The organism is Frankia sp. R82 (assembly GCF_023716925.1).
Classification (GTDB): Bacteria; Actinomycetota; Actinomycetes; order Frankiales; family Frankiaceae; genus Frankia.
In genome coordinates this window covers 80,831-92,427 of sequence record NZ_JAMQQG010000022.1, presented here as the reverse complement: position 1 = coordinate 92,427, position 11,597 = coordinate 80,831, and the positions used below count along the sequence as shown (strand labels likewise).

11 protein-coding genes are annotated in these 11,597 nt (G+C 70.1%); 1 reads left to right on the top strand and 10 read right to left on the bottom strand.

The window, feature by feature from the left end:
- Nucleotides 1-259 precede the first annotated feature (259 nt).
- Nucleotides 260-1,411, bottom strand: a complete 1,152-nt coding sequence (gene galK / locus ND747_RS06965; RefSeq protein WP_251732644.1) for a galactokinase — start codon at nt 1,409-1,411, stop codon at nt 260-262.
- Nucleotides 1,408-1,566, bottom strand: a complete 159-nt coding sequence (locus ND747_RS06960; protein ID WP_251732643.1) for a hypothetical protein — start codon at nt 1,564-1,566, stop codon at nt 1,408-1,410. Before ND747_RS06960 ends, galK begins: the two co-directional genes overlap by 4 nt.
- A gap of 30 nt (nt 1,567-1,596) precedes the next feature.
- Here ND747_RS06960 and ND747_RS06955 point away from each other — a divergent pair, with 30 nt between their 5' ends.
- Nucleotides 1,597-2,016, top strand: coding sequence for a hypothetical protein (locus tag ND747_RS06955; protein WP_251732642.1), 420 nt, complete (start codon nt 1,597-1,599; stop codon nt 2,014-2,016).
- A gap of 129 nt (nt 2,017-2,145) precedes the next feature.
- Here the strand turns inward: ND747_RS06955 and ND747_RS06950 are convergent, their stop codons facing one another.
- The 8 genes from ND747_RS06950 to mpaC all read right to left on the bottom strand — a co-directional run bounded on the left by ND747_RS06950 (nt 2,146) and on the right by mpaC (nt 11,583).
- Complete coding sequence (locus ND747_RS06950) at nt 2,146-3,351, bottom strand: glycosyltransferase (protein WP_251732641.1); 1,206 nt, start codon at nt 3,349-3,351, stop codon at nt 2,146-2,148.
- Between the two features lie 27 nt (nt 3,352-3,378).
- Nucleotides 3,379-5,997 (bottom strand): class III lanthionine synthetase LanKC, encoded by a 2,619-nt coding sequence (lanKC, locus tag ND747_RS06945; RefSeq protein ID WP_251732640.1) that lies wholly within the window; start codon nt 5,995-5,997, stop codon nt 3,379-3,381.
- 50 nt (nt 5,998-6,047) lie between these two features.
- The gene (gene mpaP / locus ND747_RS06940) at nt 6,048-7,712 is read right to left on the bottom strand and encodes a daptide biosynthesis intramembrane metalloprotease (protein ID WP_251732639.1); all 1,665 of its coding nucleotides are present in this window, start codon (nt 7,710-7,712) and stop codon (nt 6,048-6,050) included.
- Complete coding sequence (locus ND747_RS06935; RefSeq protein WP_251732638.1) at nt 7,709-8,452, bottom strand: hypothetical protein; 744 nt, start codon at nt 8,450-8,452, stop codon at nt 7,709-7,711. Before ND747_RS06935 ends, mpaP begins: the two co-directional genes overlap by 4 nt.
- Nucleotides 8,445-9,173, bottom strand: a complete 729-nt coding sequence (locus tag ND747_RS06930) for an ATP-binding cassette domain-containing protein (protein ID WP_251732637.1) — start codon at nt 9,171-9,173, stop codon at nt 8,445-8,447. The genes ND747_RS06935 and ND747_RS06930 overlap by 8 nt, the downstream gene beginning before the upstream one ends.
- Nucleotides 9,174-9,571: 398 nt before the next feature.
- Nucleotides 9,572-9,769: a hypothetical protein gene (locus tag ND747_RS06925; RefSeq protein WP_251732636.1), complete on the bottom strand. Its 198-nt coding sequence runs from the start codon at nt 9,767-9,769 to the stop codon at nt 9,572-9,574.
- 113 nt (nt 9,770-9,882) lie between these two features.
- Nucleotides 9,883-10,056 carry a daptide-type RiPP gene (locus ND747_RS06920; RefSeq protein ID WP_251732635.1) on the bottom strand — a complete coding sequence of 58 codons (174 nt, stop codon included), beginning with the start codon at nt 10,054-10,056 and terminating at the stop codon, nt 9,883-9,885.
- A 138-nt stretch (nt 10,057-10,194) separates the two neighbouring features.
- Nucleotides 10,195-11,583, bottom strand: coding sequence for a daptide-type RiPP biosynthesis dehydogenase (gene mpaC / locus ND747_RS06915; RefSeq protein WP_251732634.1), 1,389 nt, complete (start codon nt 11,581-11,583; stop codon nt 10,195-10,197).
- Nucleotides 11,584-11,597: the final 14 nt, after the last annotated feature.

Sequence of the window (11,597 nt, the reverse complement as noted above, 5' to 3'; positions counted from 1 at the left end):
GCCGCGCGACGCCCGTCCTGCGTCCCGCCGACCGGCCGGGCGACCAGATCGCCGGGGCGGCCCGGGTCCTGGGCAGAAACCCGACCGGACGGGTCTGAGCCGCGGCGCGCCGCGTCCTCGGGCGCCCCGCGGAAGGACTCGACCCCACTCCTTCGTCCGGCCTGACTCACGTCGATGCCGGTAGCCGAGTTCTGACCCCCTGCCCGGCGACCGCGCTGCGCGCCTGACCACGGCGGCCTTGTGATCCCCGAAAAACCGTCTAGCAGACGCGGGTCGCGCCGTGGGATGGGCGGGTCTTGAAGGCTCGTGGCGGGGTGAGGCCGCGGGTCTTGAAGGCTGCTGTCACCGCGGTGGTTGCGGTGGGGACGGCTGCGTCGGGTAGCAGGGCGATCGTGCAGCCGCCGAAGCCGCCGCCGGTCATGCGGGCGGCGAGGGCGCCGGCGTCGAGCAGGGTGTCGACGGCGAGGTCGAGCTCGGGGCAGGAGATTCGGAAGTCGTCGCGCATGGATGCCTGGGATGCGGCGAAGATCTCGCCGAGGCCGGTCAGGTCGTTGTGGCGCAGCGCGGTCACCGCCGTCCGGACGCGCTCGATCTCGGTGACCACATGCCGGGCGATGCGTCGTTGCTCACCGACCAGTGTGGTTTCCACCGCGGTGAGGGTGGCGTCGCGCAGGGCCTGGACGCCGAGGGTGCGGGCGGCGTCTTCGCAGGCGGTGCGCCGCTGGGCGTAGCCGCCGTCGGCGTGGGCGTGGCTGATGCGGGTGTCGACGACCAGCAGGGCCAGGCCCGAGTCCTGGCCGGGCAGTGGTACGGGTTCGAAGGTCAGTGATCGGCAGTCGAGCAGTAGTGCGTGGTCGGTCTGGCCGTGCATGGCGGCCATCTGGTCCATGATGCCGACGGGGGCGCCGACCATGTCCGTCTCGGCTCGGCGGGCCGCGGCGGCCAGGGTGGTGCGGTCGGGTTCCAGGCCGGCGAGTTCGGCTGCGGCCAGTGTGACCGCGCAGGTGAGTGCCGCCGAGGAGGACAGTCCGGCCCCGGGTGGGACCTGTGAGGTGACGACGATGTCCAGGCCGGGCTGCCTGGCCTGTGGCCAGCCCAGTGCCCACAGTGCGCCCAGGACGTAGGCGGGCCAGCCGGTCACGGCGCCGGGCCGCAGGTCGCCCGTGCGTAGGGCGGCCACGCCCGGACGGTCCAGGGACAGACAGGTGAGCAGGTCGTCGTCGCGCGGCGCCACCGCGACCAGCGTGGCGGAGTCGAGGGCGAACGGGAGGACCAGGCCGTCGTTGTAGTCGGTGTGTTCACCCATCAGGTTGACCCGGCCCGGGGCGGCCCACACCCCTGCCGGGGGGCGGCCCAGGCGCGCGCGGAACTCGGTGGCGAGCCGGGCCGCGAGGGCGTCGCGGTCATTCATGTCAGCACCGCCCGCAGGGCGGCGGCGGCCTGCTCGGGTGCCACGTCGGCCAGGAACGGACAGCCGCCGATCGGCGGCAAGTACCTCCGATGCTGGCGGCGCGGCGCGAAGGTCACCCGTTCGTCGGCGGTCGAGTCGTAACGGCGCCTGGTCATCGCACGACGTCCCCGTCGCGGGGTGCCTCGGTGGCCTCGGGTTCCTGCATGTGTGCGTCCTCCGTTCCATCAGGTCGCCCCGTCGGGCTCCAGGCGGGTGCGCAACCGCCACCGCTGTGGGTCGATCCGGACCGTCACCGTCTATCGGCGGGCGCGATCGGTCAACGGCGCTACCTTCCGCTGGTCTTGTCGAACAGCGGCGAGCTCGCCGGCATGGCGGCCGCCGTGTTCCGCGACCGTTGTCAGGGTCTCGGGTCCATAAAACCCGTCGACTTTCTACGTGCTCCCGACTGTCACGCGCTCGGCCTGCTGAAGGGCGCGTTGTCGCTCCTGCATACAGGCGGTGACAATCGGGAGCTGCTCGGCTTCCTGCTGTTCGACACTCGGTACGCGAGAGATCAAAATCAACTGGATAGAGATCACGCCGCTGTCGCCACCTGGGAGTCCTGAGTCTGTGGGGGCTTGACCCGGGTTGGTCGACCAGGGCTCGAAGTCCACGCGTCCATCACTACGGTCATCTCGTGCCGTCCCCGCCGCCACGGGCCGGTGCGCTTCAGGCCGGCCTCGGCGAGCAGCAGTTCAGGATCCGCGGGCCAGGGTCTGGCCCAGCGGCGGATGGACCGTATCCGTCGGGGCGGGGGCGTCGCCCCGGGATGCCTCGGCTCCACCGCGTGGACGCTCCACGGCTTTCGCCGCTGATTCTCGCGCGTCTGCGGACTCACCGCCGAACGGCGATGATCGCCGGGTTGGCCGGCCGGTGGCGAGTTCACCCAGCAGTCGCAGCTGACGGGGCTGGATGGCAGGCAGCAGTGCGGCGGCGCGGCGCGCATGGTCGGCCCGTGCGCAGAGAAGGTTCCTGGCGAGCGCGAAGCGACCGCGCTCCGGCACCAGGACGAGTTCCTCGAAAAGCCGGTCGACGCCCATCACCACACGTTCGGCCTCGGCGTCCAGATCGCCGTTCCAGTCCAGGGGGCTGACCAGCGATCCCGTGGCCGCCATCTGATGGAACCAGTCCAGCATGTCGGCCAGGCCGGCGCTACGGAACACCTGGTCGTGGCACCCCCGGCGCAGTTCCAGGAGCAGACTGTGCGCGGCCTTCGCGTCGTCGAGGGTGACCAGTGGGAGTCGGTGGGGCCGCCGCATCCGGTGCCTGCGGGTGCCGCTGCCCGTCAGGAGGACGGCGGTCGGTTCCACCACGGTGCGAAAGGCCATGCCGGCATCGGCCATCCGCAGCCACAGGTCCCAGTCCTCCAGTCCCGCCCCCGGCTGCCAGCCACCGACCAGCTCCACGAGACCGCGGCGGTGGGAGACCCTCGAGGGTTCGAACATGGGCCCCATCAGCTGAAGCTGGGGATGCCAGAACGCGGCGAGAGGGGAGAGCGGTGCGAGGTCCGCGCCTGCGGCGTCGCGGTAGGAGCAGCCCGTCGCCACCAGGTCGGCCCCGGCCTCCAGCAGACCGAGCGCGACGGCCAGATGGTCCTTCCGCCAAAGATCGTCATGGTCGAGATAGGCGATGAACTCACCGCGGGCGGTCGCGAGGCCGGCATTACGCGGACCACTTGGGTGACCGGTCCGGGCGATCCGCATGGGGTGGACGCGCAGGTCCTCCCGGGCGGCCTGCCGGACCCAGTCCTCCGTATCGTCGTCGGATCCGTCCGAGATCACGAGGAGTTCCCAGTCCTCCACGGTCTGCGCGCAGACGGAGTCGATAGTCGCCATGATCGCCTGTGACCTGTTGTAGGTCGGGCAGATCACGGAAACCCGTACGGTGCCTGTGGTGTTCATGGCCGATGTTCGTCTCCCCACGTCCGGTCACAGAAACGGCACGGCGACGGACCCTCCGGCCGCCGCGTGCACTGCCAGCAGCACCCCGGCCGCACCGGTCGCCAGATCGGTTGACAGCCGCAGGTTCTCGAAGCCCAGGAAGGCAGGCCGATCCAGATAGCCGACCTCGAAGAGGCCGAGGATGTCCAGAAGACGGGAGACCTGCTCGGCCCCCGTGTCGCTGTCCGCGGTCAGGTGGGTAAGCACCAGCATGACACCCGCCCAACCGTGAAGGAGACCAGCGGTACGCGGTGTGTAATTGCGTAGCGCTTCCAACACCCCGTCCCGGGCCAGGGCGAAACGTGGTGCCGGGCGGTGCGCCAGATAGTCCTGCAACACCATGGCGGTTCCCCCGCTGCCATTGGCGAGCAACGGGTGGCGGCCCGGTGCGCCCGCCGCCCAACCCTCCCCGTCGCCGCCGCCCGGAGTTCCCGCCACGGGTCCCGGGGATGCGACCCATCCGAGCGCACGAAGGTCGCTGTCGAGCAGCTGCGCGGCCGCATCGAGGAAGCCGCTGTCCGAGGTCTGCTCGTACAGCCGGATCTGAAGCAGTGCCCCACCTGCCCGGCCGCGGATCAGGCCGGCCTCCCCGCGGCGCGGCGGGTGGGCGGCGGCGCGCTCGGTGAGCTGCTCGGCCGCCGCCATGGCGTAGTTCAGGGCCACGCTGTCGCTGCTGGTACGCGCGAAGTGCAGATGGGCGAGTCCGATGCCGGCCAGACCGTCGAGAAGGCTGTCGTTGGCTGGTTCGGCTTTGCGCACCTGCTTGAGCAGTGCGAACGCGTACTCAGAACGGCCCAGGTGCCCGAGCGCGCACGCGATACCGGCCAGGCCGCTGTAGAGGCCGGGTGCCGGTTCCGCCAGGCGGTGGACGGCTGCTTCCAGCCAGTCGACCTGCTGGGCGGGAACCTCGGCGCCCGACTGGCTGAGTGCCCAGAGGACACCGGCGGCGCCGTACGCGAGACAGGTGCCGCCCTCCGGCAGGAGGAACTGGTGCGCGTCACCGGGGAAGAGACGGTCCTCGCGTTCGGGTGTGGCGGCCCTTGCGATGCCCTCGGCCACGGCGGTCACGCGCTCTCGTCCGATTCTCGGCAGGTGCTGGGGCCGCGACCGCGGTTCCGGGGACCGCGGTTCCGCCTGTGGCGCCCAGTCGGCCGCCATGCCCGGCCGTCCCGCCGGCTCGTGTCCGTGGCTGGCGCCGCGGTTGGCGACGGCGAGATCACCCCGGACCTTCTCCGCGTAGTCCTCGGGGACGGGGTACCGCGCGGTGATGTGCTGAATCAGCTGCTCAACCTTGCGTGGCCCCCACGCCAGAAGCGTGGTCAGCGGGGCGAACAGGGCGAGACGCAGGCAGCCGAGGGCATACCGGTCCACGTCCGGGCCCCGATGGGTGGGCGGCGCGGCGAATCCCGGGGCGGCGTGGATCTGTCCTGCCTCAGGGTCGGTGAAGGCTGTCTCCAGGTCGACGAAGGCAACAGAGCCGTCGGGGCGGACGAGGATGTTGCCCGGATGCAGATCGCCGAAGAAGACGCCCCGCTCGTGCATGGCCCGCACCCCGCGCTCGACCTGGTCGAGTACGTCGACGGCCCACTCGGTGTACTGGGCCGCCTCCCGCGCAGCGCTGTCCGGCACCGTCGGGTTGCGGCGGGAGGCCGCGACGGCGAGGGTCTCGCCCGCCACGAACTCGCGGACGAGAAAGTGATGCTCATGCCCCTGCCGGCTCTCGAGCAGCCGAGGGATCCACGGTAGTCCAGCGAGCCGTTGCAGGCATTCATGCTCGCGGTGGAGCCGGGCGACCGCGTCCTGGCCCAGGGCATCGATGCCGGAAAGTGGTCTGGCCTCGCGCAGCAGCACCGGTTCACCGGTGTGCAGCGCGGTACCCCGGTAGACGCCGCCGCCGTTGGAGAAGTGCAGTGCCTTTTCGGCCCGGTAGGGGAAGTCGTCCAACGTGCCCGAGTTCCGCGCGGCCACCGCCTCGGCCAGGCAGTCGGGGATGGTGACCCACTCCGGCGGCCGGAACGAGGGGCCCCGCCGGTCCGGTACGAGGTGGCCCTCGGGGTCCTCGATGCAGTGGACGGTCTCGCCGGTTGCCGACTTCACGGTACGTGCGACGAAGCCGCCATAGCGCACGTACAGCGGGCCGGAACGCCAACGCAGATCGCTGAGGATGTACGGGCCCGGCTCCCCGTCGAGTAATGTTCCCAGTTCGTCGAGGACGACGGCGAGCTGGGCCTCGTCGGCGGGGTAGACGGTGGCGAACTTCCCGCTGGCACTGCGGTCACCGTATTTTCCGTTGCGTCGCAACAGAACCTTCCGGCTACGGATGAACTTGAACGTGATGTGGCGCGGGATGAGGTAGTCCCAGGACCGTGCGAGAATGCTCTCGCAGTTGTCCGGGGTGGCGGACACATGAATCTTCCAGCCCTGGAGGGGAAGCCGGGGCTCGGGCGGCGTCAGCGTCGTCCAGTCAGGTCCGATGCCTCGCGCCCAGCCCTGTGGTGCCTCGGCGGTGACGGCGGCGAAGTCGTCCTGTGTGCCCGAATCCCCGGCCTCCCGGTCGAAGAACAGGGTGCCGGGCGGACAGAACATCAGATGTCGAGGTATGTCCATGACAGGTCAACCGCCTTGTCGACAGGGGAGGGACGCAGGACGGCCACAGCTCAGCGCCAGAACGGTGCCAGGTACCTGAGGTAGAGCCAGGCGCCCAGGCTGCGGTGGCCTGCGCTCACCACTGCCAGACCGGTGGTGTCGGAGGGCAGGCCGTCCGTCTCCAGCGGGACAGCACAGGCCGGCACCCGCAACCCGTCGAGACCCTTCACCGGCGCAAACACGGAGAACGGGGCCGAGGTGTCCATGGGACCGGCGGAGGCGACCGTGGCGTTACCCAGCCGGTCGTGGAAGACGATGCCGCTGCGTTCGAGGGTCACCTTGGCGCCCGTCCTGATCGCGGCCTGGTCCGCTGCCCCGGTCGTCACGAACACCACCCGCTCGTGGTCGCGCAGGAACCCGCCGGTGACGGTGTACGGCAGGGACAGCCCGGCGGAGATCGCGACCATCGCGACCAGCACGACCATCGGGACGACGACGATCCGCCAGGTGCGGGCCCCCGCGGTTCTGGCCTCGGCGATCAGCCGCGCCGCACCGGAGTACAGGCGCAGCATCACATAGGTCAGGACGAGGACGACGACGGCAGCGCCGGCCGTGCCCATGTCCTCGAGCAGCGTCCGCCAGATGGTGAAGGCCATGCCCACGACGTAGACCGGAAAGATCATGCAGGCCAGCCCGAACAGCGGCGCCCAGGAGACCCCGGGCAGCGCCCGCTCGTACCTTCCGCCGAAGAGCAGACGGGCGACCAGTCGGCGCGCATCAACCATGGCCCGCTCCCGTAGGTGCGAGAGATCCAGGTGGCCCATGAGCGCCAGATAGCCGTCCAGCTTGACGAACGGAACGGCGTTGAAGACCCCGGCGGTGTAGTTGGACACCGCAAGCAGCAGGAAGCAGTCACGGAGCTCCGAGCTGCCGCCGGCCGCGGCGACGACAGCCGACGCCACAGCGGCCAGGCCGCCGATGGCCACCTGGGCGCTGATGCCCGCCAGGGCGACTCGCACCCGCTGGCTGTTCCTGGGCAGCCGCCAGCCGTCGGTGACGTCGCAGAAGAAGGCGGGGGTCAGATAGAACAGCATGACTCCCATCCGGTTCGGCCGGCCGCCGTAGTGGCTCAGAACCAGGCCGTGCGCGCACTCGTGCAGCACGATGCCGACATAGCTGAGGCAGACCCAAAGGACCAGGGTCGGCACGGCTACCGGGCTACCCAGCGCGTTTGTGATCGTGGGCAGCTGACCTGCGACGGACAAGAGCCCGGCCACTGCCAGCACGGCCAGGGCCGCGGCCAGGCCGCGATGGGCCAGGCGTTCGGTAAGCGGTCGCAGGCGGCTCAGCAGCCGGTCCGGTCGCAGCACGGTGAACTGGAAGGTCAGCGGCGGGACGAAGGTAAACGCGCGGTCCCGGGGCCGCTGCTGCTCGTCGCCGTGGAGCAGGTGGGTCTGCTGGGCGCGCAGCAGGCCGGCGTTCACCAACTCGGGGGACCAGGAGCCGCCGAGCTCTGCCGCGATGTCGTGCGCTGTGTGCGTACCGTCGGCCAGTGTCAGTAACCTGGCCATGCCTGCCCCCACCCGGAGGTAGCGTCGCCCGCCGAACTGGACGACCCACGGCGCACCCTCCTCAAGGGGCTCGTGCACCAGCACATCGGAGGCCAGACGGGGGTGCTCGGGCAGCGGCTGCGGTGGCGGTGGCTGCGGGCGCGCAGGGCTGAGAGTCAGCTTCACGGCAGGTCCCTGCGCAGGAACAGCGTGCGGGCAGCAACGCCGGTCGCGACGATCCAGGCGGCCAGCACCACCAGAGCCCACGGGATCGACAGCACACCGGAGGTACCGCCCCGGCACACCGACGACATGGCCTCGTCGATGGTGAACCGGCCGACCGACGGGACGAGGCGCTGCAACCCCCCGCTCACCAGCCAGGTGCTCAGCAACAGGGTGACGACGGCGCCGGCCTGATGCCGAATCACCATCCCCAGCAGACTGCCCCACAGGGCGCCGGACACCACCACCAACATCACACCGAGCAGGGTCCAGGTGGTCGTCGCCGTCCACTGGGGGTGATACCCGTGCCCGGGGAGGAACACCCAGGGGCTGATGGCTCCGCCGGCTCCGGCGGCCACGGCGAACACCGCGCCGCTGCCGGCGGCAGTCAGCAGCTTGGCCGTCAGCAAGCGGCCCCTGCCGCCGCTGAGCAACGCGGACCGGCAGATTGCGCCGCTGCCGAACTCCCTGGTCACGGCAAGCATGGCGACCAGGGCGGCGACCAGCTCGATCACGAACCAGCCCTGGACCAGGGTGGAGGTCAGCTCGGCGGAACTGGGCCGGGTCGCGACGGGCTTGTCGAGCGCCTGCTTCAGGTAGCCGGCGTCACCGATGACGCTCAGCAGGACCCCGGCGGTTGCGAGGTACCACCAGGTGCGTCCGGTCCAGATCTTGCGCCATTCGGCACGCAGCAGATCAGGCATGGGCGTGCCTGATCGCCGAGGGCCCAGCCAGGGTGAAGAAGCGGCTCTCCAGGCTGACGGCGCCCTCCTGGGTGAGGTCGGCGACGGTGCCGCTGTATCGCAGGGTGCCTTGCAGGATCACGATGTCGTCTGCCGTTTGCGCGACCTCCGCCAGCAGATGGCTGGACAGCAGCACGGTGCGGCCCTCGTCCGCGAGGGACCGCAGGAGCTCTCTCAGCCAGCGGATGCCGTCGGGGTCGAGGCCGTTGGCCGGCTCGTCCAGGACGAGCAGTTCAGGATCGGCCAGCAGGGCAGTGGCCAGGGCGTGTCGCTGCCGCATACCGGTGGAGTAGCCGCGCAGCTTGCGGTGCGCGTCGTCCGCGAGGCCTACCCGCTCCAGGACCTCCTCGACCCGGGAACGGCTCAGGCCGAGGGTCTGCGCCCAGATCCGTAGGTCGGCCCGTCCAGTGGCGGCACTCAACGGACCGATGCCGTCCATACTCACGCCGATCCGGTGCGCAGCTCGAGGCAGGTCGGCGTACGGACGGCCGAACACCATGGCCCGGCCCGCTGTCGGCCTGGTCAGACCGAGCAGCATCCGCAGGGTGGTCGTCTTGCCGGCGCCGTTGCGTCCCAGCAGTCCCAGGATGCGACCGCCCCCAACATGGAAGGAGACGTCCTCCACGGCGGTCACGTCACCGTAGCGTCTGGTCAGACCGTCGATTTCGATCACAGCGGCCATGCTCAGGCCCTCTCCCCCGACGGAAAGCAGAGGCCGACGCAGCCGACCGGGTCGAACCCGTGGGAAGCAGCCTGCGGCATAACACATCTCTCCTCTGCGGCTCAGGCCGCGCGTATGTTCGGTGGTGCCGCCCTGTTCCGGGTGCGCTTGGCCCGCATCCGGAACAGGGCTGTCCCGGTCAGACGCCGATCTCCATCAGGCAGCGCTGGCCGATGCGGTCGAGATCGCGCTTTCGGCGGCGCTGACACCGGTCGACACCGGGTGTCGGTGACCGGAGAGCCCTTGGGCGACGGACATGGCGATGGAGACGTACAGGTCAATATTTCTGGCGCGCAGCGGACAATGATGTGTGCGGCCATGTCTGCTGGGCTGGGAACGGCCCCGTCAGCGGCTGACGTTCAGGCCCGCTGTCTCAGTCGGATGTACAGGCCGATGCACACCATGATGACCAGCTCCACGCCGACACAGACAAGAAGGGACATTGTCCGCGTCCGGCCGCGGGTGAGCGCGCTGATGACGCCGGGGGCGGCTATTGCGGCGAAGATCAACGGGGTCACCATGGCAAGAATGGCGCCGCGGGAAGCAGCCTGTGGCATGGAACGTCTCTCCTCTGCGGCTCGGGTCGCGCATGTTCAGCGGTGCGGCCCTGTTCCGGATGCGCTTGGCCCGTATCCGGAACAGGGCCGTTTCTATCAGACGCCGACCTTCATCAGGTAACGATGACCGACGTGACCGAGATCGCACTGTAGGCGGTGCTGACACCGGCCGACACCGCGAAGCTGGCAAGGAAGCTGTTCCACCAGTCGGGAGCCTCCATGCCCTCCAGCTCCTCCATGTTCAGTTCCTGCATGGACAGCTCGAGAGCAGGGTTTCCGTTCTCCATGCTAATGTCGTGTCCTTCCGGTTGTGTTGGTTTTCACTCCGCGGGCCAGCCCCTCGTCGGGCATCGGTGACGCGAGACCCTCAGGTGGCCAGCGTGACGATGCTGACGTACGAGACGACTCCTCCGGCGCTCAGCCCGCTAACAAAGCTCGCCAGGTCGCTCCAGCCGAACGGTGCGTCCAGCTCCTCGAGCTCCTCCATCATCAGCTCGGGCGACTCCATCTCCTGAAGAGCCAGTTCCAGCGCCCCTGTCCTGTCGGTCGGCATGCCCCAATCTCCTCTCCTCGTTCCGATTTCTTGTGCATCCGTCAGCGGAAGCCAACGGAAGTCTGTGGCCCGCGGTCGCGCCCGGCCGCGGGCTCCCAGGGGCCGCGGCCGGTGTGTGGATGGCCGCGGACATGACCTGCCGGACATCACTGAGGGTGAGAGCGCCGAGGGTCGGCAGCCCGTCGCCCCACGCCCGCGTCGTGGCCTGGGCGATCTCCTCGATCCGCTCCGGGGTGGCGTCGATGCCGCGTTCCACCTGCCACGCATCCATCAGGGCGGCAATGCCGTCCGCGGGCCCGGTCGGCAGCGGCGCCTTCCGGGCCGACGCGACCACCTGCCAGAGCCGGTGGAGCCGTTCGGCCGAGCCCCAGCGGGGATCAGCCTTCGCGATGCGCTCCCACAGCGGCGGCAGCAGCGCGGCGGCGGCGGTCATCTTGCGCAGGCCCAGGCCGGTGGACAGCTCGTTGGCCAGGTACCAGCCCTTGCAGGCACATGGGTCTCGGTCAAGGTTGAGCCACTGGCTGTGGCTCAACCCGCTCAGTTTCGCGATCTCCAACCGGAGCCGGTCGCCGGGTGTCGCGCAGCCGGCCCGGACGTCCTCCAGTTCGGTGGCCAGCTGCACCAACCGCTCCACCAGGGTGAGCACGAAGGCGTCCTCGGTCGGTAACTCCTGATGGTCGCCCACGTACATCCCGGCCGTCCGGAACAGCACCTCCAGAATCCCCTCGGTGAGAAGTTCCACCGGCAGGGTGCGGGTTGCCACCGGGTCGAGAACCGCGACGGCAGGCTGCAACCCGTTGCCGAGGACCAGCCGCTTGCCCTGGTCCGTGCCCAGACAGATGGCCCCGCTGCACTCGCTGCCCGTCCCGACCGTGGTCGGTACGGTGACCAGAGGGATCCTGGGTACGGACTCGGCGGACAGCAGGATCAGACCGCTGCGATGACGTACCGACAGGCGATCCCGTACGGCGGGGTCCGAGGCCAGCAGCACTGCGAGCTTGGCCTGGTCGAGCAGAGTGCCTCCGCCGACCGCCACCACGAGTTCGCTGCCGTGCAGGCGCCCGGCCAGCTCGGCGACCTTCTCCAGGCTGCCTGGGCCCGTCAGCACCACGCGTTCCACGCTGCGCCCGGCCCACACGGCGCACTCCTGCACCCGAGCGACCACCTCCGTGTCTGCCACAGCCGCGTCGGCCAGCAGCGTAAGGCTCCGGCCGCCGTGGGCAGGCAGCCACTGGGACAGGCCGCCGATGCCGTACGCCATCTGTGTGTTCGGAT